The sequence below is a fragment of the Clostridium sp. LXY-7 genome (assembly GCF_056172015.1).
On sequence record NZ_JBLLJL010000002.1, the window covers coordinates 472,973 to 495,921 of the forward strand.

General features: G+C 29.5%; 22 protein-coding genes. 19 read left to right on the plus strand and 3 right to left on the minus strand.

What is annotated here, in order from left to right; translation table 11 throughout:
* Position 1 precedes the first annotated feature (1 nt).
* Both ACI48Q_RS09330 and ACI48Q_RS09335 read left to right on the plus strand, forming a co-directional pair.
* Complete coding sequence (locus ACI48Q_RS09330; protein WP_474918810.1) at positions 2 to 679, plus strand: response regulator transcription factor; 678 nt, start codon at positions 2 to 4, stop codon at positions 677 to 679.
* Positions 672 to 1,985, plus strand: a complete 1,314-nt coding sequence (locus ACI48Q_RS09335; RefSeq protein ID WP_474918811.1) for an ATP-binding protein — start codon at positions 672 to 674, stop codon at positions 1,983 to 1,985. Before ACI48Q_RS09330 ends, ACI48Q_RS09335 begins: the two co-directional genes overlap by 8 nt.
* Positions 1,986 to 2,138: 153 nt before the next feature.
* On the opposite strand, the gene ACI48Q_RS09340 is transcribed toward ACI48Q_RS09335, so the two are convergent.
* On the minus strand, positions 2,139 to 3,101 hold the full coding sequence (locus ACI48Q_RS09340; RefSeq protein WP_474918812.1) for an alpha/beta fold hydrolase: 963 nt from the start codon (positions 3,099 to 3,101) through the stop codon (positions 2,139 to 2,141).
* Between the two features lie 325 nt (positions 3,102 to 3,426).
* Here ACI48Q_RS09340 and ACI48Q_RS09345 point away from each other — a divergent pair, with 325 nt between their 5' ends.
* The 11 genes from ACI48Q_RS09345 (at position 3,427) to ACI48Q_RS09395 (ending at position 14,784) form a co-directional block, all read left to right on the plus strand.
* Positions 3,427 to 3,960, plus strand: a complete 534-nt coding sequence (locus ACI48Q_RS09345) for a GrpB family protein (RefSeq protein ID WP_474918813.1) — start codon at positions 3,427 to 3,429, stop codon at positions 3,958 to 3,960.
* Complete coding sequence (locus ACI48Q_RS09350; RefSeq protein WP_474918814.1) at positions 3,950 to 4,912, plus strand: alpha/beta fold hydrolase; 963 nt, start codon at positions 3,950 to 3,952, stop codon at positions 4,910 to 4,912. The genes ACI48Q_RS09345 and ACI48Q_RS09350 overlap by 11 nt, the downstream gene beginning before the upstream one ends.
* 80 nt (positions 4,913 to 4,992) lie before the next feature.
* A complete protein-coding gene (locus ACI48Q_RS09355; protein ID WP_474918815.1) occupies positions 4,993 to 5,376 on the plus strand; it encodes a hypothetical protein in 384 nt (127 codons plus the stop codon).
* 95 nt (positions 5,377 to 5,471) lie between these two features.
* Positions 5,472 to 5,849 (plus strand): carbon-nitrogen hydrolase family protein, encoded by a 378-nt coding sequence (locus tag ACI48Q_RS09360; protein ID WP_474918816.1) that lies wholly within the window; start codon positions 5,472 to 5,474, stop codon positions 5,847 to 5,849.
* 349 nt (positions 5,850 to 6,198) lie between these two features.
* A complete protein-coding gene (locus ACI48Q_RS09365; protein ID WP_474918817.1) occupies positions 6,199 to 6,786 on the plus strand; it encodes a TetR/AcrR family transcriptional regulator in 588 nt (195 codons plus the stop codon).
* An 80-nt stretch (positions 6,787 to 6,866) separates the two neighbouring features.
* Complete coding sequence (locus tag ACI48Q_RS09370) at positions 6,867 to 8,015, plus strand: hypothetical protein (RefSeq protein ID WP_474918818.1); 1,149 nt, start codon at positions 6,867 to 6,869, stop codon at positions 8,013 to 8,015.
* Positions 8,016 to 8,275: 260 nt separating this feature from the next.
* Positions 8,276 to 10,513, plus strand: a complete 2,238-nt coding sequence (locus tag ACI48Q_RS09375; protein ID WP_474918819.1) for an ATP-binding cassette domain-containing protein — start codon at positions 8,276 to 8,278, stop codon at positions 10,511 to 10,513.
* Positions 10,514 to 10,621: 108 nt separating this feature from the next.
* On the plus strand, positions 10,622 to 11,944 hold the full coding sequence (locus ACI48Q_RS09380) for an FAD-binding oxidoreductase (RefSeq protein ID WP_474918820.1): 1,323 nt from the start codon (positions 10,622 to 10,624) through the stop codon (positions 11,942 to 11,944).
* A 287-nt stretch (positions 11,945 to 12,231) separates the two neighbouring features.
* The gene (locus ACI48Q_RS09385) at positions 12,232 to 12,654 is read left to right on the plus strand and encodes a helix-turn-helix domain-containing protein (RefSeq protein ID WP_474918821.1); all 423 of its coding nucleotides are present in this window, start codon (positions 12,232 to 12,234) and stop codon (positions 12,652 to 12,654) included.
* Positions 12,655 to 12,695: 41 nt separating this feature from the next.
* A complete protein-coding gene (locus tag ACI48Q_RS09390; protein WP_474918822.1) occupies positions 12,696 to 13,883 on the plus strand; it encodes a macrolide family glycosyltransferase in 1,188 nt (395 codons plus the stop codon).
* Between the two features lie 451 nt (positions 13,884 to 14,334).
* Entirely contained in the window at positions 14,335 to 14,784 is a 450-nt protein-coding gene (locus ACI48Q_RS09395) for a DUF6194 family protein (RefSeq protein ID WP_474918823.1), read from the plus strand.
* Positions 14,785 to 15,094: 310 nt separating this feature from the next.
* Here ACI48Q_RS09395 and ACI48Q_RS09400 read toward each other — a convergent pair whose 3' ends face one another.
* Positions 15,095 to 15,436 (minus strand): winged helix-turn-helix transcriptional regulator, encoded by a 342-nt coding sequence (locus ACI48Q_RS09400; protein ID WP_474918824.1) that lies wholly within the window; start codon positions 15,434 to 15,436, stop codon positions 15,095 to 15,097.
* A gap of 400 nt (positions 15,437 to 15,836) precedes the next feature.
* Between ACI48Q_RS09400 and ACI48Q_RS09405 the strand changes: the two genes are divergently transcribed.
* The 3 genes from ACI48Q_RS09405 to ACI48Q_RS09415 all read left to right on the plus strand — a co-directional run bounded on the left by ACI48Q_RS09405 (position 15,837) and on the right by ACI48Q_RS09415 (position 18,258).
* Positions 15,837 to 16,682, plus strand: coding sequence for an aldo/keto reductase (locus ACI48Q_RS09405; protein ID WP_474918825.1), 846 nt, complete (start codon positions 15,837 to 15,839; stop codon positions 16,680 to 16,682).
* Between the two features lie 261 nt (positions 16,683 to 16,943).
* Complete coding sequence (locus ACI48Q_RS09410) at positions 16,944 to 17,222, plus strand: hypothetical protein (RefSeq protein ID WP_474918826.1); 279 nt, start codon at positions 16,944 to 16,946, stop codon at positions 17,220 to 17,222.
* A gap of 427 nt (positions 17,223 to 17,649) precedes the next feature.
* Positions 17,650 to 18,258: a GNAT family N-acetyltransferase gene (locus tag ACI48Q_RS09415; RefSeq protein ID WP_474918827.1), complete on the plus strand. Its 609-nt coding sequence runs from the start codon at positions 17,650 to 17,652 to the stop codon at positions 18,256 to 18,258.
* 510 nt (positions 18,259 to 18,768) lie between these two features.
* Here ACI48Q_RS09415 and ACI48Q_RS09420 read toward each other — a convergent pair.
* Positions 18,769 to 19,773 carry a helix-turn-helix domain-containing protein gene (locus tag ACI48Q_RS09420; protein WP_474918828.1) on the minus strand — a complete coding sequence of 335 codons (1,005 nt, stop codon included), beginning with the start codon at positions 19,771 to 19,773 and terminating at the stop codon, positions 18,769 to 18,771.
* A 238-nt stretch (positions 19,774 to 20,011) separates the two neighbouring features.
* Here ACI48Q_RS09420 and ACI48Q_RS09425 point away from each other — a divergent pair, with 238 nt between their 5' ends.
* Genes ACI48Q_RS09425 through ACI48Q_RS09435 form a run of 3 tightly spaced genes read left to right on the plus strand, consistent with a single transcriptional unit; the run spans position 20,012 to position 22,948 of the window.
* Positions 20,012 to 20,962, plus strand: coding sequence for an ABC transporter substrate-binding protein (locus ACI48Q_RS09425; protein WP_474918829.1), 951 nt, complete (start codon positions 20,012 to 20,014; stop codon positions 20,960 to 20,962).
* A complete protein-coding gene (locus tag ACI48Q_RS09430; RefSeq protein ID WP_474918830.1) occupies positions 20,949 to 21,941 on the plus strand; it encodes a FecCD family ABC transporter permease in 993 nt (330 codons plus the stop codon). The genes ACI48Q_RS09425 and ACI48Q_RS09430 overlap by 14 nt, the downstream gene beginning before the upstream one ends.
* Positions 21,941 to 22,948, plus strand: coding sequence for a FecCD family ABC transporter permease (locus ACI48Q_RS09435; RefSeq protein ID WP_474918831.1), 1,008 nt, complete (start codon positions 21,941 to 21,943; stop codon positions 22,946 to 22,948). Before ACI48Q_RS09430 ends, ACI48Q_RS09435 begins: the two co-directional genes overlap by 1 nt.
* The last annotated feature ends 1 nt before the right edge of the window (position 22,949 follow it).

Here is a 22,949-nt window from a genome sequence, read left to right on the forward strand (position 1 = left end):
TGTGGTTAAAATACTAATAGTTGAAGATAACAATAAACTAAGAAAATTAATTGATGTATATCTAACTCACAATGGATATAAAACTTATAATGCAACAGATGGACTTGAGGCCTTGGAGATAATAAATAATAATATGATAGATTTAGTAATATGTGATATCATGATGCCAAACATGGATGGATTTGAGCTTATAGAAGAATTGAGAGGAATATATACTAATTTGCCAATACTTATAGTTACAGCAAAAGAATCTAAAGAAGATAAAATATTAGGATTCAAACTAGGAATTGATGATTATATGGTAAAGCCCATAGATTTAGAAGAATTATTAATGAGAGTGAAAGCATTACTTAGAAGGGCGAATATAAATAATGAACATAAATTAACTATAGGAGATGTTATACTTGACTATGATAAGCTAACAGTTACAAAAGGTGATGAAGAAATAGAACTTCCACAAAAAGAATTCTATCTGTTATACAAACTCCTTAGTTATCCTAACCAAATATTTACACGTATCCAATTGATGGATGAGATATGGGGAATGGATGTGAAAAGTGATGAGCAAACAGTAAATGTGCATATAAGAAGGTTAAGAGAAAAGTTTTCACATTACAAGGAATTCGAAATTATAACAGTAAGAGGGCTTGGCTATAAGGCGGTAAGAGAAGATGACTAATTGCGTTAAAAAATTGAGAAACACTATAAAATTTAAATTTATAGTAGCCCTTATCATATCTATTATAATAGGAAATATACTATCATTTTTAATAGTAGCACCCTATATAAATAGCAAAATAGAAGAGGTATTATTCAATAGATATGAAACAATAATGTCTGAATTAAAAAGCTCTAAAAACTATGAAAAAAAATTAGATATCTTAATAAATTTGTATGATGGATTAGGATATAGCTTAGTAGTACATAAAGACATAAATGAATTAAATCTAAGAAAATCTCAAGAAAAGGAGCTTATTGAAGGGGAGAAATCAATATACTTAGTAGCTCATAGACCTAATGCTAAGGTAATAGGAAAAATAAATAATAGTTATATTACTTTAGAATTAAAGCATTATTCAGATATAGGACATATTATATCTACTTTAAATAAAGTAGTATTATTTATTAATATATTTATTTGTTCATTTATAATAAGCTTAGTAATAAGAAAGATGACAAAACCAATTGAAAAATTAGCAGATGCTACAAATGAAATATCAGCAGGTAATTTTGATATAAATATTGATATTAAAAGTAATGATGAGGTAGGGATGCTTGTAGAAAAATTTAATTCTATGGCCAGAGAATTAAAGAATATAGAATATATGCAAACTGATTTTATTAATAATGTATCTCATGAATTTAAAACACCAATAGCAGCTATAGATGGATTTGCAACTATACTTAAAAATACCAAAATATCAGAAGAAGAAAGGATGGAGTATTTAAATATTATAACTGACGAAGCTAGTAGATTATCAGAATTATCATCTAATATACTAACACTTTCAAAACTTGATAATATGGATAATTTTAAGAATAATAAAAAGTTTTTTTTAGACGAACAAATTAGAAAAACTATTATATTACTTGAAAAAGAATGGACTAATAAAAATATATCTTTTAATTTAAATCTAAAAAATATGTCCTACTATGGAAAAGAAGAGTATTTAATGCAGGTATGGATAAATATAATCAATAATGCTATAAAGTTTTCAAAAGAAAATAGTGAAATTGATATATATTGCTACAAAAACTCAGAGTATGCATTTGTTAAAATAAAAGATTATGGTTCTGGAATGGATGAAGACACTAAAAAGAGAGTATTCCATAAGTTTTATCAAGGAGATAGTTCTAGAAAAAGTGAAGGATATGGGTTAGGATTATCTATTTGTAAAAGAATAATTGACTTATCCAAAGGAGAAATTCATATAGATAGTGAGTTAGGAAGATATACTGAGATATTAATAAGTCTACCTTATTAATAATATAAAGGAATGCTATAAAATACATAAAATCTTTGTATGAAAATCATGCATAAATAGAGGATAAATACTCTTATATGCATGATTATTTATTTATAAAATATTGTAAAAATATGTTTTATAATAACTCCTTTTTTTCAAAAGAGAATACTGCTAATTTATAGGTGTGCACTTACACAAGGACTCATAAAAATCCTTAGGCTGATCGAGCATAGTAACATGACCAGCATTATGAATCATGAAAAGTTCCTTTTTAGGAGCTTTAATTCTTTCAAAATATTCCTGTGCCATGGGATAAGGTGTTTGCCAATCCTTGTCCCCTAAAATGTAGTAAATTGGAATCTGATATTCTATTGATTCTTTGTTCAGATCATAGTTTTCAAAAAGATATTTTAAAAGAGAAAAGTTTACATTTAAGCCTTTTGATAGGCTTAATATATCTGAGAATTTGAAAATAGGGCTTCGGAATACTCCCATAATTAGAGAGAAGTTTGGAGTCACTGCTAATTTATATTTTCCTTGAAGTTTTCTAAGTTTAGCTATTGCCTTTAACATATCTTTATCAATAGGGAGTTTAGGATATTCGCCTAAAGCTTCAAGTTTTTTTAAATCAGCTTTGTTACCTGATTTCAAAATTTCTTCTTTTAACTTTGAATATCCAATTCTTTCATTTTCAAGCATGTTGATAACTTGGCCAACTCCTATATAATGGGATACTTCCTCAGGATATTTTTTAATAAACAATGTTCCTAGAACGCTACCCCAAGAGTGTCCTAATATTGCTATTTTTTCTCTCTTATATTTCTTTTTTAAATATTTAACTACTTCAAGTAAGTCTTCTAAGTGTAGGTCTAAGGTAGGAAAATGTTCTTTAGATGGATTTCTGGTTAAAGTTTTTCCAGCTCCTCTTTGGTCCCAGTGGACAACTGTATAATTCTTTTCCCAGTTTTGTTGCATTAAATGTGCAAAGATTGATTCTGCTGAGCCAGGTCCTCCGTGTAGAAAAAGAAGTATGGGATTTTCTTTATTACCTTCTAGGTGTAGTAGGTAGTGATGTATTCCATTGATTTCTATATATTCTTCTGTTGATGTAATTTCTTTTTGAAATTTAGCCATTATACATGATTCCTCCTAAAACTAAGACTATATTAATAAATATATCACAATAAAGTAGTGTAGAAATAGTTTTTATTAATAATATGGGTATTCACGCAAATCATTACAGTATTAAAAGGAAGTATATAATGTTTAATAAATATAAAGTATAATTATTACAGTATATGAAATATTAACATATTATAATTACAAGTTATTTAAAGTATTAGTTTACTGCAGATTTATTGACGAAAAAGCTAAGTAATAAAAGATGATAGCTTTACAAAAATAGTAGAACTGTAAAGTATTAAGAAAATAATAATCAATACGAAAAGAGGGGGAAATTATGATTGGATTAGCAAGAGGAACTGTTAAGGTAGTTCCATATACCTATCAGTGGAGAGAAGAGTACGAAAAAGAGGAGGGACTACTGAAATCAGTAATAGGGCAATATGCTTTAGATATTCAACATGTAGGAAGTACTTCAATAGAAGGCTTGGATGCTAAGCCTATTATTGACATAGCAGTAGCTGTTGAATCTCTAGATAAAGTTAATTACTTTAAAGGAGCATTAGAACAAATTGGATATGAATATAAAGGCAATGCTGGAATTGAAGGGCGAATTATGTTTGCTAAAGGTAGCGAAGATTTAAGAACTCATTATTTACATGTAGAAGTTATTCATGGACCTATATGGGAAAATCATATATATTTTAGAGATTATCTCCGCCTACATAAGGAATATATTAAGGAGTATTCAGATCTTAAAAAAGCCTTAGCAATAAAATTTGAAGAGGATAGAGGTTCTTATACGAAGGAGAAGGATAAGTTTATTACTTTCATATTGGAAAAAGCAAAGAGGGAATTTAGTGGTGATTAAAAATAAAAAAATAATTAAAAAAACAGGGGTAAAAATTGCACTTTCACTTCTAGTACTTTTATTCCTTGGAGGTATATGGCAAGGTTATATGATGAATAAAGAAGCCACCATGTTTTCACCTCCAGGACAATTATACAAGATAAATTCTCATAATATCCATGGATATGCCATTGGAGAGGGGAAAGATACCGTCGTCTTTACTACAGGTTCAGGAACTCCTTGTGCCTTTACGGACTATTATTACCTTCAAAGTGAATTACAGGATTATGCAAGGACTATTAGCTACGATCATGCTGGTTATGGTTTTAGTGAAAGTACATCTATTTCAAGGAATGTGGATATTGTAGTTGAAGAACTCCATGAATTACTTAGGCGGTCTGGAGAAGTAGCACCATTTATTCTAGTTGGACATTCTCTTAGCTCTCTTGAAGTAATTCATTTTGCTCAAAAATATCCTGAGGAAGTAAAAGCAATAGTGTTATTAGATAGTGGAAGTCCTGAGTTTTATGCTAAGGATTCAGAATTAAAGTCCTACATAATAAATCGAGGCATGGCAGGTTTGCGAGTAAGTGGCATTGTTAGATTACTAGGAAATATAGAAATTGAACTTCCTTTTTTAGGAGAAGATTTACGCTATGATAGACTTCCTAAAGAAATAAGAAGTATAGATAAAGCTATGTATTATAAATATATTGGAAGTAAAAACAATTTAAGCTCTATAAAAAATATTAATGAAAATGCACAGTTAGTGCTCAATAATGGTTATTTAAAAGATATCCCATTGATTATATTATCCTCAGATAGTGGAGGGCGTTGGGAAAAAAGTCAACAACAGCTTTTAAATTGGTCTAACAACAGTTATCAAGAGACTATACCTAATTCAAACCATTATATTCATTGGTCGAATAAAGAAATTGTTGTTCAGAAAATTTTAGAGCTTGTTTTAAAGTAGGAATAACTCTAATTCAAACGCTTGTATGTTAAGGCAATGTAAAAAATATCCTAATATTAAGAGGAAAGTGAGGAGTATATATGAAGCTAAAAAATGGTAAATTAAGACCTTTAAATATATTATTAGCAATGCTCATGATAACTGCAATTGGAGTAATAAATTATAATACAAAAGCTTTGTCAAAAGATGAGGTTCAATTATATAAAGTTAATAAAAATGGAGAAACTTATGGTCCTAATATTTATAATGCTACTTATGGACCAGATTTATTAGCGGCTATAGGAGAAAATGAAGTAGAGGGATATGTAAGAGCTAAAGATTTAGAAGGAGAAATTCCTAAGAATCCAGAGGAAGCTCTTGCAATTCAAAGAGCTAATCAAGAAAAGGGGTTTAGGCTAATTCCTCTTTATGATAAGGAAGGAGAAAATATTATAGGGGAATTTAGAGTAGGTTCGAGCAGATAGTTTTTGCGAAGGATTGTAAAAATAAATAGGTTCTGTGCTAGAGGTGATTACCATGTTAAAGCTGCAACATATTCTAAATGAGCTTAATAAAAATTATGCTAAAGGGAACAGAATTAATTTTACTACCAAATGATTGTGGAGCAATGCGGCCTCGAGTCCAAGCTTTATCTACTAGAGCTTATGAGAATATGGTTGGAGTTGTAATGGCAGATCCACCAGGGGAAAATGCAGGATGTTCCTGTGCTTTCAGTCCAATAACTTGGGATAAGAATGGGATACCTATTGATAATAAGATTGTAATGGCAGATGATGAAACAGAGGATATTTTTATAGCAGAATATGATTTGGAAGAACTAAGAGATTATCGAAATCATGAAATGATGGGGAATACATTCCGTAAAGTAAAAACATATTCTGAACTGCTAAACAGTGATATAAAAGAACCATTTAAGCGTATGAAGATAGGGCAATGAATGAGTTATTGGATACTTATATTCCTACTTGGATAGCAACAAAGGCTGACAAGTTATAGATGCGGACAATAATATATAATGTAATAAAGGTTATAAAATTAAGAAGATATATATAATGGGATCATCTCAAAATAAAAAGTGATTTTTAGAATGAGATAGTCCCATTATTTTTTTGGAACAATATATTAGCGCAAATAATAAAGTAGATGGAATAAGAAGTAATCTACGTTTAAGTGAACATTTAAAAAACGTATAAATAAAATTATATTAATCTTATTGACATAATATGAAAATATCGGTAAAATATTACCTATGGTAATTACCTTAGGTAATGAAAGGGGAGACTAAATTGAAAAATGATAAAAAACATATAAGTAAGGAATTTATTTTAGAAACTACATTAAGCTTGATTGATAGAAATGAAGGAATGAATGATGTAACTTTAAGAGATATTGCTAAAGAAGTTGGGTGTGCACATACAAATTTATATAACTATTTTAGTAGTTTGAATGAAATATTTTGGGAAGCACTTGGTCAGGTACTTCTTATGATGATGGATTATTCCAGTAATGGTCTGAGTCATCAAAAAGATGATGAAGAAAAGTTCTTCTTAATTTTATCCAATTTAATTGATTTTTCTATGCAACATCCCGGGTGGTATAGATTTATATGGTTTGAGTCTATAGGTGGAAACCCTTCTCCTGAAGTTACTAAAATATTGAATAAATCAGGAGAGGGATTTTCACAATTTATAAAAATGAGTAATAATAATATTTCAAATGAGAAAGCAAGCTCTGTCGGAAATATATTGCATAGTTATTTACATGGTGAATTGTGTAAATGGATTAATAATCGAAGTTTTATAAGCAAAAATGAGGAGACCAAAACAATAATCTTTTCAAACCTAAAATACCTATATAAATTACTAATTCAATAATATAAAATGTTAGATTTTAAGAAATTAAATAACAAAAATCATACTAATGCATTTTAAAAGTTTAAAGGAGATGTATAGAAGTGTTAGGAAAGTTAATTTCAAAAATTTGTCCAATCTTTATGGTTCCTGAAAATAGCCCGGTTAACGAAGAAAAGTACTTAGGTGATAAAAAGAATAATCCTTCAATTTATGAGACAGGTAATAATAAATATATTTATCCACTAATTAAATTTAAAGATGAGCAAGTGATAATTGAGAAGCTTTGCTTAATTGATTTTGAGGGAGATACTACTTATAAAGCTATAGAATTACAGCAAGTGAAACAAGAAAATTTCATATATTACATTGTACTTATGGGAAGGCAGGATGGTGAATCAGATATTTACTATACAAAGGGACTGAAATTAGACGGGGATAAGTATAAATCATTACTGAATAAAGTAACTATATACGAAGTTGATTCCATGAAGGTACAGTTTGATGTAACTGAAAAAGGGATAGATGTACATCTATCTTTAAGGGATAGGGAAGATAGAATTATAGAGTTTAAAATAAAAGAGAATAAGAATAAACTAGATAGTTTTGGTCTTCTAGCACCTGTAGGTAGTATGAGTGATAGACCAGATAAATTTCCTATCATATATTTAAAAAAATTTAATATGGTGGAGCAAAAACACACCGATATATTTGTAAAGATAGATGAAAAAGATCTAAAGCCTATTAAACTTTTTCCATTATGTAATTTTAAAAGGGTTTATTTGGCTAGATATTCTTATTTTAATAATATTAAAGATTTGAATAATGATTATACAGGTATAATAGAACCAATAGAATTTACTACAGATGTAGATGAAATAAAAATAGATAATTGTATTTATTCAATTAACATAAACAATACACATCCTGAAATAAAGTCCGTAAAAAGAATTGACAGCAATAGTGAAATGAAAATAACTTTTTCTCCACCTATACAAGATATTATTTTATTAAAGGATAATACAGAAATACTAGGACATTTTTCATTATCTGTTGATGAGGTTAAAGGAATTATGGGGGGAACTTATTTAGTAAGGAAAAATAATGATTCAATTAAACTTCAAATTAACCCTCAAAATGGTTGGCAGCCAATGCCTGGTAAGCTATGGATGAAAACTTACTTATGGAACTGTGATATAAAAATCGTAGATGATATATTACAAGTAGAGTCAAAGTGGAGCCGTATAAAATAGTTTAAAGCTATAAATAGGTATATAAACTGAATGCGTGCTGGTAACGTGAACCTGGCCTAAGCATTGGAATCAACGAAAAATACAGTGACTAATTAGCCACTGTATTTCTATCCTATAAAAAATTACAACCCTACACTATATGACCAGAGTTTGTGACATGTGCTATAATTTAATCTATGAATTATCAGAAGGGAGGTAAGTAGGCGGAAAATTATAGAACATTTCTCAGCTAAATACATTAAGGAATAAGGGTGATAAATATGGAGAAGGAGTTTATAGTTTTAAAAGGCTGTAAAGAAAATAATTTAAAGGATATTTCATTAAAAATACCTAAAAGAAAGATAACCATATTCACAGGGGTATCTGGTTCTGGAAAGTCATCTATTGTTTTTGAAACAGTTGCAAAGGAAGCACAACGTCAATTGAATGAGACATTCAGTGCTTTTATAAGGAACTTTTTACCTAAGTATGGTGAGGTTAAAGCTGATCATATAGAAAATTTATCGACACCAATTATTATCGATCAAAGTAGAATTGGTGGCAATTCAAGATCGACATTAGGTACTATTACAGATATAAATTCCTTTCTAAGAGCTTTATATTCAAGATTTGGAAGCACTTATATCGGAAAGGCTAATATGTTTTCTTTTAATGATGTTAATGGTATGTGCCCAGAATGTGAGGGACTTGGTAAAAAGTTAGTTCCTAACATGGATGAGATACTTGATAGAAGCAAATCATTAAATGAAGGAGCTATTTTACTTTCAGGCTTTGGAGTAGGTTCTTGGCACTTTAAGATATTTGCTGAGTCAGGATATTTTGATAATGATAAGAAGATATGTGACTATTCAAAAGAAGAACTAGATAAGTTCTTATATGGTGAGCTAGAGAAAATTAAGATAGATGAAACAGGTGGAATGAACATAACTTATGAAGGTCTAATGGTTAAATTTAATAGGTTATATTTAAAGAAAGAAGGAGAGATCTCTGAAGCTGCAAGGAAAAAACTAAATCAACTTCTTGTGGAAGAGAAGTGTCCTGTTTGCATGGGAAAAAGACTTCATGAAAGAGTTTATGGATGCTTAATTAATGGTTATAATATAGCAGATTTAACTAGTATGCAAATTGATGAATTAGTTAAAGTAATTAAAGAAATAGATGAACCAGAAGCTGAGCCTTTAATTAAAGGGATAATAGAAAAGCTAAATAATATCATAGATATAGGTCTTGGATATTTAACTTTAGATAGAGAAACAGTATCATTATCAGGTGGAGAATCTCAACGTATAAAAATAGTTAAATACTTAAATAGTAACCTTATAGATTTAATGTATATTTTTGACGAACCTAGTATAGGACTTCACCCAAGAGATGTACATAAGCTAAATAATCTTTTAATGAAACTACGTGACAAAGGTAATACAGTAATAGTTGTTGAACATGATCCTGATGTTATTAAAATTGCAGATCATATTATAGATGTAGGGCCAAGAGCAGGAAAATATGGCGGAGAAATTGTATATGAAGGAAACTATGAGAACCTACTTAAATCAGGAACCTTAACTGGTAATGCATTACATAAATCTCTTACTATTAAGGAAAAAGTAAGAGAGCATAAAGGATATTTAGAGGTAGTAAATTGTAATAAAAATAATTTAAAAAATATATCTGTCACAATCCCTAAAGGAGTACTAACTTTAGTAACAGGAGTTGCAGGTTCAGGTAAAAGTACATTAATTAAGCATGAATTCATGGAACAAAATAAGGATGCTGTACTTATAGATCAAAATCCTGTATCAGCCAATTCAAGATCAAGTTTAGCAACTTATAGTGGAATTATGGATAATATAAGAAAAGCTTTTGCTAAAGCAAATGGTGTTAATGCATCATTATTTAGCTCAAACTCAGAAGGTGCTTGTGAGAATTGCAATGGAAGCGGAATAATAGAAACAAATCTTGCATTCATGGAAAATATAAAGAGCACTTGTGATGTTTGTGAAGGTAAAAAGTTTAAAAAAGAAGCTTTAGATTATAAATTTCAAGGAAGAAACATAATAGAAGTTCTTGAAATGTCTGTTTCAGATGCAATTGAATTCTTTAATTTAAAGCCAATTAAAACCAAACTGCAATCTATTGAAAAAATGGGCATTGGATATTTAACTTTAGGGCAAACTCTTGATACATTATCTGGCGGAGAATGTCAAAGATTAAAGCTTGCTAGTGAATTACATAATAAGAGTTCTGTATATATATTAGATGAACCTACAACTGGTCTTCATATGGCTGATATTGAAAAGTTTATAAATATAATTGAAGATATTGTAGATAGCGGAAATACAGTTATAATAGTTGAACATAATATAGATATAATTAAAAGAGCAGATTGGATTATTGATATGGGCCCCGATGGTGGAACAAAAGGTGGAGAGATAATATTTAAGGGAACTCCAAAACAATTATGTAACTGTGAAGCATCATTAACAGCTAAATATATTTAGTTTGTTTTCAAATAAATATACTAAGAACAGCTCCTAAGTTATTAACATATATTATAGCATTACATGTAATGCCATAATATATGGCTAATAAAGTTGGAGGAAATCAATATGACAGAGGGGTTAACAGGACTTGTTATAACCAAAGCAGATAAAAGTTATAATATTGTTCGTAGAACTGCAAATTTATATTTTAGTTACTACCCAAGGGTAATTGTATATCCTAATAATATAACAGATGTAGTTAATGCAGTAAATTGGTCAAGAAATCAAGGATTAAATATACGTTGTAGAAGTGGTGGTCATAACTATGAAGCATTTTCTGTGGCAAATGATGCTGTTGTGATAGATGTTTCTAATTTACTTGATTTTGAAATAGATACTAATGAAGGTTATGTAAGAATAGGGGCAGGATATAGGCAAGAACAACTTCATCCTAAGATAACTGAATATGGGTTTGCATTTGTTGGAGGAGGCTGTCAATCTATTGGGGTTGCAGGAACTACATTAGGAGGAGGAGTTGGCTTTTTACAAAGGGAATATGGGTTAGTATGCGATAATCTAGTAGAAGCACAAATAGTAGATGCTTTTGGCAGGATAATAACTGCTAATTCATATCAAAATCAAGATTTATTTGCTGCATTAAGAGGAGCAGGTAGTAATAATTTTGGAGTAGTAGTGTCACTTACTTTTAAAGTATATCCAGTTGATAAAGTAACAGTAGTGACTGCTCAATGGTCTAAAAAGAGTAGGTATGAAGTAATTCAAGCATTTCAAGAGGTAGGGGAACATTTAGATAATAGGTATACCATTAAGGTTTCTATGACTAAAGATGCTATTGCACTATATGGAGTAGGAGTAAGAAGCACAGAAAAAGAAATGGAAGAAGCTTTAAGCGTTTTATTAAAAGTTCCTAATAAAATGAATTATACAACAAAGCATATTAGTTTTAAGGAATCTGTACAGAGGCGTCCAGGTTTTGTGTCTACACCAAAAGGATTTAAGATTACAGGATTATTTGCATATAATCCATTAGGAAAAGAACCTTGTGAAATAATGTTTGATTATTTAGATAATTCACCGCCTATACAGCCACCAATAGATATTGGATTCCTCCTATTAGGAGGAAAGATTGCAGAAAATGAAGGTTTACCTAGCGCTTATCCTCATAGACGTGCTAAAGTATTAATAGAAATTGATGCCGAATGGCTTCTTAAGTATAGTATGTATGCTAATGATACAATTAGATGGGTAAATAGTTTAAGAAAGTCCTTACTTCCATATGCAGGTTTTGGATATCTTAACTATTGTGATATTAATATACCTAATTATTTATATAATTATTTTGGTAATAATGTACCTTGGCTAAAAACTGTGAAAGAAAAATATGATCCATATAACTTATTTTACTATCCTCAAGGAATAAATCTATAAGCAGTGTGAGGATCACATGGAAATAATCCATATGGTTATGCATCTTTAGTTGAAGAAATAAATGATAGTATAATAATCTTTTCAGAATCTCAATATATGGAAAGGTACTTAATACATTTAGGAGCTGAATAATTATTTTATTCAGCTCCTATTCGATTGGTGATTTACTAAGCTATCTTCTCGTTAGATTTTATACTTGCAATATAAATATATACATGAATGTTAATATTGGTTGATAGACATTAAAAAGTGAGAGAAATATAATAAATATGAAAGGTATGATAAATATGATTTGTATAAATTTGAAAAGATTAAGGAAAATCAATCAATATACACAAGAAGAGGTGGCTGAGAAGATTAATGTTTCAAGGCAAGCTGTAGCCAAATGGGAAAACGGAGAATCAACTCCAGATATAAGTAGTTGTATTGCACTTGCAAACTTGTATAACGTTACTATCGATGATTTAGTTAATCATTCAGAGGAAGATTCAGGTATTGTGGTGCCGCCTAAAGGAAAATATTTCTTTGGATCTGTGGTGGTTGGAGAACGGGGTCAGATCGTTATTCCTAAAAAAGCGAGAGAATTATTTAATATTAACCCTGGTGATAATTTATTGATATTGGGAGATGAAGATAGAGGAATTGCCATTGTACATCAACGTGACCTTATAAATTTCATGGGAAAAATTGGAGTGGCAACAAAGGAATAACAATTTTTAAGCAGATGAATTGGAAAGAGGAGGATTACAATATGAGTAAAATAGTATTTTTTTGTATTCCTGCACATGGACATACTAATCCTACAATTGAGGTAGTGCGTGAATTATCATGTAGAGGTCATGAAATATGGTATTATTCTTTTAATGATTTTAAAGAAAAAATTGAAGGGGCAGGTGCGAAATTCATTAGTTGTGATAAGTATCTTCCAGAATTAAAGCCTGGAGATGAGAAAAAAATTGGAAAGGATTTTGCTGCTTTAATTGAAATGATAGCAGATACAACTATAGCTTTGGATGAAAAAGTATGTAGTGAACTTAAGGATTTCAATCCAGATTGTATTGTATCAGACTCCTTATGCTTCTGGGGTAAGCTATTTGCAGAAAAATTAAATATTACCTATGTATGTTCTACCACAACTTTTGCATTTAATAAGTATACAGCAAAAATGATGAAGCAAAACTTTAATGAAATCATGCGTATGATTTTAGGAATGAGACGTATTAATAAGAAAATAAATCTTTTACGAAAAAATGGATATGGAGTTAAGAATTTTATTTCTATAATCCAAAATGATAATGATACAGATACTATTGTATATACTTCAAAGGAGTTTCAACCAATGGTGGAGACTTTTTCAGATAAATATTCCTTTATAGGGCCTTCGGTATCTAATATAAAGGTTGAATACGAAGAAAGAAAACGTAAAAAAATATATATTTCACTGGGAACGGTAAATAATAAAAATATAAAATTTTATAAAAACTGTATAAAAGCCTTTGAAACTTGTGATGTTGATGTAGTTATGTCAGTTGGGAAAGGTACTGCAATTGAAGAACTAGGGAATATACCAAATAATTTTGAAGTGAAGAATACTGTTGAACAAATTAGAGTACTTCAAAATGTAGATGTGTTTATGACCCACTGCGGTATGAATAGTGTTAATGAAAGTTTGTATTATGGTGTTCCTATGGTATTGTATCCACAGCAAGAAGAACAAGGAATGGTAGCAAAACGAGTTGCTGATTTAGGAGCTGGAGCTTTTTTGAAATATAATAGTGCAGAGTATATAAGAGAGATAGTATTAAAGGTTATGAATAATGATGAATATAAGAAAAATGCAAATAAATTAGCAAAAAGCTTCAAAGATGCTGGAGGCGCAAAGAAAGCGGCTGATTCTATATTAAAAGTTATAGATGCTAGCAAATTAAAGCAATTATAATTTAAATTAGTCGAGTTTTTTTCACTATATATAAATTTAGGATTATTTAGAGTGAACCGCACCATAAATAAGTGAGATTTTTACTGAAATTGGATAATTAAGAGAAGAGGTTTATATAATTTATACAAGTTAAACTCACGATAAGGATTGTCGTGAGTTATTTTATACCTTAATATGAGATGCTTAAAGGAAATATTACTCAATATATAGTATAATTTAAGCGATAGACTAAGATTAGAAAGGATGAAAAAGAACTATATGCACCTAAGGAGACACCACAGTTAATATCTGTTCCAAATCAGAAGTTTTTTATGATTAAAGAATTATAAAAATAAAGAATAAAGCCTATGTTGAGTGTGATGTTGTGATACCTGAATATGTAGATTTAATTAATAGAAAATATTCATATTTAGTGAATAGATAAATTAGAATTTTAAGCGAGGTAGCGAATATGACAGCAGATGAAATTTTGAAATATTGTCTTGAAAATTTAGAAGGAACTGTTTTAGTCAGCAGTTGGGGAGAAAGAGGAATATTCTATAATCCAAACAACAAACTAAAGCGTGGAGTTTATATTTTGACGGTAAAGGAAAAAGATGGAGAGAATGACAAAAGCTCAGAACTAGATAGAGAAAACATCTATCGTGTAAATTTAGGAATTCGTAAGAATACTTTTGCTAAAATGTTTAATGAAATACCTAAACGCCCAAATAAAGGCGACGTTGTAGATATGAAGTATGATTTTTCTGCAATAAATCAAATTCTTCCTCACCCTATATATGCGTGGATGGGATGGATATGTTTACTAAATCCCTCTGAAAAGACTTTTGAAGAATTAAAACCTTTTATTAAAGAATCCTATGAATATGCAAAAGAAAAATATAAGAAAAGAAAAGTGTAGATTCCAGTTTACCTAATAGATAAATATATATTTATGAAACTATATAAAAAACCTCACTTACTACTGATACGGAGAACCGTACCATAAATAAGTGCAATTTTTACTAAAATTGTATGAGAAAAGATAGAATAATAGATAATAATTTATATGAAATAATTATAGAGAAGTTAAATATATTAATTAAAGAAGATAAACAAAAAAGTAGAATTTTATAAGAGTTTAATACAAGAAAAACTCCTATGTATAATGTGATTACATAGGAGTTTTTTAGTTTTAATGAGAATTCAATGAAGAAGAAATATTAATTATATTATTCACAACTGCCATCTAAATCAGGGTAATATTTAATAGACCAAGCTTCAAACTCCTTAATGAGTTTAGTAATTTCTTTCCCTTTATCAGTTAGATGATATTCAACTTTAGGTGGAATTTCAGCATATATTACCTTACCTATTAATCCATCGCTTTCTAATTCTTTTAAATTTTCATTTAAAATTTTTTGGCTTATGCCTTTAACAACTCTTTGAAGCTCTAAAAATTTTTTGGGCCCATTATATAAACTACATAATAAAAGAGCCTTCCATTTACCACGTATAAAATCCATTGCAAAATCTAATAAACAAACATATTTTTTGTTATTGAAAGAAATCATTAAATTACCTACTTTCAAATATTTTTACATAAGACATTATACTAAAGTTATTAATATAAATAAAGAATATGTCCTGTTTATATTAATATCTTATTTTCTTATATAAATAAGGTATTATAATAATTCTTACCTTTAGGTAAGACATCTAACTTAAAAGTGCGTACTTGTTAGGTAGTATAGGTATTTATATAATGAGGACATAAGTGGGGAGATAAAAAAGCAGACATAAGGAGATGTAATATAAAGGTAGTTGCTCTTAATGGAAGTCCTAAAAAGGAGGGAAATACATATAAATCAATAGAGATTGTAGCACCAAAAAGAGAGAATAAGAATTTTATGAATTTCATAAGATAAATATATTAATAAAAATAATTAAAGGTTTGGAAGGAGAAGAATTAACATGATAGATAATATGAATAGTACAATTACTTTAAACAACGGTATTGAAATGCCAAGATTAGGACTTGGGGTTTTCAGAGTAGAGGATAGTTCAGAATTAATAAATGCAGTTAAAGCGGCAATAAAAAGTGGATATCGAAGCATTGATGGTGCAGCTATATATGGAAATGAAGAAGCTATGGGAGAAGGAATAAGAGAAGGTATAAAGGAAGCAGGGATTTCAAGAGAAGATTTGTTTATAACTTCTAAGGTTTGGAATGCTGATTTAGGATATGAATCAACCATAGCAGCTTATGAAGCAAGCTTAAATAGATTAGGTGTGGATTATTTAGATTTATACCTTATTCATTGGCCAGTAGAAGGAAAGTATAAAGAAGCTTGGAAAGCATTAGAATATCTATATAAAAAAGGTCGTGTTAGAGCTATAGGAGTAAGTAATTTCCAAGTTCATCATCTTCAAGATTTATTAGGTGATGCTGAAATAAAACCTGTTATAAATCAAGTAGAATTACATCCCTATTTAAGTCAAAAAAAGGTTAGAGAATTTTGCAAAGAAAATGATATTCAAGTTGAGGCATGGTCACCTTTAATGGCCGGTAATGGATTATTAGAAAATGAGATATTAAAAGAAATAGCTAAGAAGTACAATAAAACAGTAGCTCAAATAGTGCTACGTTGGGATTTACAAAGTCAAGTAGTAACTATTCCTAAATCTACAAATGAGAGGAGGTTAATTGAAAATATAGATATATTTGATTTTAATCTAAGTAAGGTTGATATTGATAGGATAGATAGCTTAAATCAAGATTTAAGAGTAGGACCAGATCCAGATAATTTTGATTTTTAATTTATATTTTATTCTTTTTATTTTAGTGAATCTAATTATATAATTAAGACCTCACTTGAAATAGCTATGGTGAACCGTATCATAAGTAAATGTGGTTTGCAGCAGTTCAAGAATGATACAGAAACATTTTGTAGCTTTTACCTTATCAATCAGACATGTTAAAATTATACATGAAATATTATTCATTAAGATTGTGAAAATTAATTTTATCTGTAGTTTTAATGAAATAATTATATGAAAAATTTCATAAGGGGTGAAGTTATGAGATTAATGATAAGAAATGAAATTGAAGATAAATATAAATGGAATATAGAGAAAATGTATAAGAATATAGGAGCATGGGAGTTGGATTTTAAAAAAGTAAAGTGTCTAATACCAGAGCTAGGAACGTTTGCAGGAAAGCTTAATAGTAGCGAAAAATTTTTAGAATACTTGGAAAAAGATGTTGAAGCTTCAAGACTTTTAGATAAGCTTCGTAGTTACGCTTATTTAAGAGCAGATGAAGATACTTCCAATGCTAATTTTCAAGTGCTTAAATGAATAGGAAAATCAGATAATGAGTTATGCAAATGATGAATATTTTTACTGAAGATATTTTACATGAAGATATTTTCAAAGTCTTTCACAAACGTATTATTTGTCAACTAAAATTATACAAAGAATTATTTTACAAAAAAAGAATATATGATAATAGAAAGTGTGCTGTTTAATTTATATTAGATGGCGCATTTTTATTTATGAATTAAGTATTAGGTTGTTCTAATAAAAAGCCTAATGCTATTATGGAATAAGAAATTCAAGTATTATTCCCATTAATTAAGGTGGAACATAATGAATACAATAAAAGCAATAAGAATTGAAACAAATAGATTGATTGCTATATTATTTGTTAACTAAGGAAGAATACTTTGAAATAGCAAAGTAATATTGAAGATTTTATTTAACACTGAAAGGAATGATAATTATTATGTATGATAGAAACGCTACAGATCTTAATAATGGAAATTCAAAAAATATTTTTACAATAGAATGTGTGGATATAGTACTAAGAGAATTCCAAATGGAAGATTTGGATGCAATATATAATATCACCTTACAGCCTGAAATAAAGGAATTTCTACCTGATTGGATAGCAACAAAGGAGAAACATAGAGAGTGGTTAACTAAATACGAAATTAAAGAGAATAAAGAGTTCTTGGAGGCTGTTCCTAATATTAAGGGACATGTTCTGCGATTAGGAATTATATTAAAGAAGACAAATGAGCTTATTGGTTGGATTACTTCAGGTTTGAAAGAGGAATTGCCACCACCAAATAGAGAGATAGGTTATGCTATTTCAAAAGATTATACATGTAAGAGATATGGAACTCAAGCTGCTCAAGGTCTAATAAAATACTTATTTGAGAACACTAATACTGATGTGTTAAATGCTACTGCATTAACATATAACACCCCTTCAAATAAGGTAATACAAAAATGTGGTTTTAAATTAATGGGTACTATGAAGATTGATGGTCAAGACTTTTACTATTATAAACTCAATAAAAGTGAATGGGAATATAAGGCTTTGTTTTAATATAGTGTTGATAATGAACTATATATTATTACTCACAGCTATGCATAAGTTCAACTAGAGATTCCTTTGCTCTGCAGGAATCTAAGTTTACACTTAAACCGTTTCGAAAGATTGATTTACTAAGGCCCTATTCAAGTAAAAAGCTAAAATACAACAACTCGATTCTCTCGAACAGGTTGTATTTCTTAACGCTTTTCACTTTCATATGGCCTAAGTAAATCTAATATTCCTGCAAATGGTTTGCTTCGCAATAATATATAGCTCTAAAATCAACAATCATTTAAAACAAAGCCAAATATAAAAACAAAAAAGACTAATAAAAATATAGATTGAGTCATTACAATGAATATGATGGAGAATTATATTATGCTCTAACAAAGGATGAATATAGTAATCAGCTCAAGTAATGGCTAAAAAGTCTACTTTATACCTGTTACGGTTTATTATTTGAAAATAATTAGAGTAGACTTTAGCATACTATGAAAAATAAATTCACATTTGTATTCAATTTTAACCTTTCATTTTCCTAAAAGCCAATGGTGTTTTTCCATGAACCTTTTTAAACATTTTTACGAAGTTTCCACTATAATTATATCCAACCATTTTAGATATTTCATCAATACTTAATTCTGTTGTAGATAACAGATTTTCTGCCATTGTCATTTTAATGGAATTAGTATATTGGCTAATACACATATGATATTTTGCTAAGAAACCTGCTTTTAATTTTTGCTCATTTAGAAACACCATTTTACTTAAGCTTTTAATGGTAGGAGGATTGCAAGCTTCTTTTGTTAAAATATCATGGGCTTTTTGTATTGCATTTACATCTGAAGCAGTTAAAGTAATACGTCTATTTTTCCCTATTTTAATATCACCATAATTTAATTGGTTAGTAAAGGCATTTTCTGGTGAGGAATATATTTCATTATAAAGTAAAGCTATAGATTCTAAGATCTTACTTTCTAAATATAAAGGAGTTAGACGATCAGCTTCAGCTAGATTCTTTAAGTTTTGAACAACAGAAGCTATCTCAACAGGTAGATAGTGATAAGTATAGTTACTAATAAAGTTATCAAAATCTATAGTCTTTGGAAAGTTTGGTTTTACTACTTCATCAAAGTATTTTTTATAAATTGTTATTTCTACGCCATGAAAGTGTTGACCTTTTCTCCAATCCTGCTTTCCTTTTAGACTTTTCTCAACTACAAAAAATGAGGAAGGACTAAAAGAAGAAACAGGATTATTTTCAATTTCAAAGGTAGTCTCACCAGTATAAACAGTTCCAAAACGCATTAATTCTTCATTGTGATCAAAGGAAAGAGAAAAATTTAATGGTATGGTATAATCACCAATTCCAAAGTCATAATATCCTTCTCTACCATATTTAATAAAATATCCAAGTTCAGGTCTATCTTCATTCTTATATATAGTGTAGTTTTCCATAGGATAGGATGTAAAAGTCATTTTATTTAAAACTCTATTTTGAAAATCCTTTGTTGTTCTAGAAACCATAGATTATCCCTCATTTTTTATAAATTTTAAAGTCTTAATTATCATAAATAAATTATTTATCTAGCTTTGGATATAATATTTTTAAGAACTCTGTTTATTATAACATAAATTATTCTAATAGATGATAAAATTATTAAATTAGGTGCAAGAATTGAAATGATAATGAATATCATATACAATTGGAACGAATAGAACAACAATATAGAAATTAGTGATGAAGAATGTATGGAGGTATATTATGAAGAGAAATTTATTAAAGACATTAGTAGTTTCTTGTATGACTGCTATAATGCTCGTAGGTTGTGGAGTTAAGGGTAGTCCAAGCGATGATAAGTCAATAGAAAAGACTGTAACAGTTACAGATGTAAGAGGAGAGGTTAAAATACCAGCAGAACCTCAAAAGATAGTAGATTTAAGTGGTAATAGTGATATTTTATCAATTTTAGGGTATAAGGTTATAGGAACTGCAAATAGTGATGCCTATGACTATACTAAATTCCCTTCATATTTAGAAGATACATTAAAAGGAGCACAAATTTTAGGATATAGCATGCAAGATACTATGGATGTAGAAGCTGTTATGAATTTAGAGCCAGACTTAATAGTCATATCAACAGTTCAAGAAAAAATGTATGATCAATTAAGTGAAATTGCTCCAACAGTTATGGTTAAATTAGAGGCATTAAACTGGAAAGATGATATAAGCTCTTTAGGAAAATTATTCAATAAAGAAGATATAGCGAATAAATGGATTGAACAATATGAAGCAAAAGCTAAAGCAGCAGGAGATAAGATTAAAGAAGAATATGGAGAAGATGCAACATATCTTTCATTCTTAGCAAGTGGCGGACAATTTTTTGTATTTGATGGCGCAGGTTTTGGTTCTGTATTATATGAAGATATGGGACTTGCTAAACCACAAGGAATGCCAGAGCAAAGTGATATCAGTCTCCCTGTAGTGACTTATGAAGGTTTAGCAGCAATTAAATCTGAATACATATTCCTAATGGCAACAGATGAAGATTATGCAAGGCTTCAAAGCAATGCAATTTGGAATAGCTTACCTGCAGTTAAAGAAGGAAAAGTAGTTAAATTAGGAGCTTCACCATATTTTAACCAAGGGTACAGTCCAATAGGTAGAGAATTATTACTAGATGAAATAGGTGGCATGTTAAATGAAACAAAATAAAAAACATACCCTAGCTTTTATAATTTTTAGTATGTTACTTCTGATAATAGGACTGCTTCTAGCCGTAAGGTTAGGGGCTGTCCATATCGGCTTTTCAGAGATTTGGAACAGTATCTTTAATTATAGCGAAACTCTTGAGCTTATGCTAGTTAGAGATGTTCGTATTCCAAGAGCTCTTTCTGTACTATTTACAGGAGGAATTTTAGGAGTCACAGGAGCAATGATACAAGGTGTTACTAGAAACCCCATAGCTGAACCATCGATTTTAGGTGTAAGCCAAGGAGCTACTTTAGTAATAGCGATTTTTTATGCATTAGGAATAACCATAAATACGCAGAACGTTATGATAGCCTCTTTTATAGGAGCATTGATAACTGGAATTATAGTTTTAGGTTTTATATCAAAAAAAGCAAATAATAATTCTATAGCAAAGATACTTTTAGCAGGAACAGCTATGAGTACATTTTTTATTTCATTAACCACAATAATTGGACTATTATCAAACCAATCTCAAATGATAGGTTTTTGGGTATCTGGGGGCTTTAGAAATGCAAGTTGGGCAGATTTTAAACTGGTATTTATGGTAGGAACTATAGGACTTATTATAGCCATTTTATTATCATCAAAGATAAATATATTAAATCTTGGAGATGATGTTGCCATAGGACTTGGAGAAAATCCTGGGAAAATAAGATTTACAACACTTATGGTTATGATACCTATGTGTGCAGCAGCAGTAGCAGTAGGAAAAAACATAGCTTTTGTTGGGCTTATTGTGCCTCAAATAGTTAGAAAAATATTAGGAGAAGACTATAGAAGAAACATACCATGTTCTTTTTTACTTGGAGCACTTCTTTTAACTTATGCAGATATTGCAGCAAGAATGTTATTTGATCCCTATGAAACTCCAATTGGAATATTTACAGCATTAATAGGAATACCATTTTTCATATCAGTAGCTAGAAAGGAGAGGGGATAATGAAGAAAAAAAGATTTAAAATAACTTTAATAGTTTTATTAGCACTATTAGTTATCTCCTTTGGAGTTACATTATGCTGGGGTACATATAAAGTTTCTCCTTTAGAAGTTATAAATACCCTTCTTGGAAATGGAACAAGGCTTCAAAACACAGCAATATTAAGTATTAGACTACCAAGACTTTTAGTTGGAACTTTTGTAGCAATTGCCTTATCAACAGCAGGAGCAATTCTTCAAACTATAACTAAAAATGATTTGGCAGATACAGGAATAATAGGTATAAATGCTGGAGCAGCGGTGGCAGCAGTGATATTTATTACTTATCAAACTTCTAACTATTATAGTGAACTTGGACAACTTTCAATCTTTGTATTACCCTTTATGGCTATAGTAGGAGCAGGAGTTTCTTCCTTTATAATATATATGCTATCTAGCAGAAACGGAATAAGACCTAAAAGACTTTTATTAATAGGAATTGGATTAAATGCAGGTCTTAATGCCTTTATAACCTTTTTTACCTTTAGGGGTGGGGTTGGAGATTACAATAGAGTGTTAGTTTGGACGTCAGGAAGCCTTTGGGGATCAGGATGGAGCTATGCAAAAATAAGTATTCTAATAGTAACTTTAATGTTTGTATTAGTTTTATTGAATCATAAAAAGTTAGACGTTTTAAATCTTTCAGATGAACTTGCCTTATCTTTAGGATTAAATTTAGAAAAAGAAAGAAAAAAGTTTCTAAGTTTTGTAGTTATATTAGCTGGAACAGCAACAGCCTTTGCAGGAAATATAGGATTCTTAGGACTTATATCTCCTCATATTGCGAGGAAATTAGTTGGGCCTTATCATAAGAACTTTGTTGTAATATCAGCAATAATAAGTGTTATAATAATTCTTCTTGCAGATGCAGTTTCAAGAAATTTATTTTCTCCAATTGAAATTCCAGTTGGAATAACAGTATCGATATTAGGAGTACCATATTTTATTTATTTAATGATGAAGGAGAAATAAT

Excerpts from the sequence above, each read along its gene's own strand:
- ACI48Q_RS09335 (WP_474918811.1), top strand. The coding sequence starts at position 672 with ATGACTAATTGCGTTAAAAAATTGAGAAACACTATAAAATTTAAATTT.
- ACI48Q_RS09340 (WP_474918812.1), bottom strand. The coding sequence starts at position 3,101 with ATGGCTAAATTTCAAAAAGAAATTACATCAACAGAAGAATATATAGAA.
- ACI48Q_RS09345 (WP_474918813.1), top strand. The coding sequence starts at position 3,427 with ATGATTGGATTAGCAAGAGGAACTGTTAAGGTAGTTCCATATACCTAT.
- ACI48Q_RS09355 (WP_474918815.1), top strand. The coding sequence starts at position 4,993 with ATGAAGCTAAAAAATGGTAAATTAAGACCTTTAAATATATTATTAGCA.
- ACI48Q_RS09360 (WP_474918816.1), top strand. The coding sequence starts at position 5,472 with ATGCTAAAGGGAACAGAATTAATTTTACTACCAAATGATTGTGGAGCA.
- ACI48Q_RS09375 (WP_474918819.1), top strand. The coding sequence starts at position 8,276 with ATGGAGAAGGAGTTTATAGTTTTAAAAGGCTGTAAAGAAAATAATTTA.
- ACI48Q_RS09380 (WP_474918820.1), top strand. The coding sequence starts at position 10,622 with ATGACAGAGGGGTTAACAGGACTTGTTATAACCAAAGCAGATAAAAGT.
- ACI48Q_RS09385 (WP_474918821.1), top strand. The coding sequence starts at position 12,232 with ATGATTTGTATAAATTTGAAAAGATTAAGGAAAATCAATCAATATACA.
- ACI48Q_RS09390 (WP_474918822.1), top strand. The coding sequence starts at position 12,696 with ATGAGTAAAATAGTATTTTTTTGTATTCCTGCACATGGACATACTAAT.
- ACI48Q_RS09395 (WP_474918823.1), top strand. The coding sequence starts at position 14,335 with ATGACAGCAGATGAAATTTTGAAATATTGTCTTGAAAATTTAGAAGGA.
- ACI48Q_RS09400 (WP_474918824.1), bottom strand. The coding sequence starts at position 15,436 with ATGATTTCTTTCAATAACAAAAAATATGTTTGTTTATTAGATTTTGCA.
- ACI48Q_RS09405 (WP_474918825.1), top strand. The coding sequence starts at position 15,837 with ATGATAGATAATATGAATAGTACAATTACTTTAAACAACGGTATTGAA.
- ACI48Q_RS09410 (WP_474918826.1), top strand. The coding sequence starts at position 16,944 with ATGAGATTAATGATAAGAAATGAAATTGAAGATAAATATAAATGGAAT.
- ACI48Q_RS09415 (WP_474918827.1), top strand. The coding sequence starts at position 17,650 with ATGTATGATAGAAACGCTACAGATCTTAATAATGGAAATTCAAAAAAT.
- ACI48Q_RS09420 (WP_474918828.1), bottom strand. The coding sequence starts at position 19,773 with ATGGTTTCTAGAACAACAAAGGATTTTCAAAATAGAGTTTTAAATAAA.
- ACI48Q_RS09425 (WP_474918829.1), top strand. The coding sequence starts at position 20,012 with ATGAAGAGAAATTTATTAAAGACATTAGTAGTTTCTTGTATGACTGCT.
- ACI48Q_RS09430 (WP_474918830.1), top strand. The coding sequence starts at position 20,949 with ATGAAACAAAATAAAAAACATACCCTAGCTTTTATAATTTTTAGTATG.
- ACI48Q_RS09435 (WP_474918831.1), top strand. The coding sequence starts at position 21,941 with ATGAAGAAAAAAAGATTTAAAATAACTTTAATAGTTTTATTAGCACTA.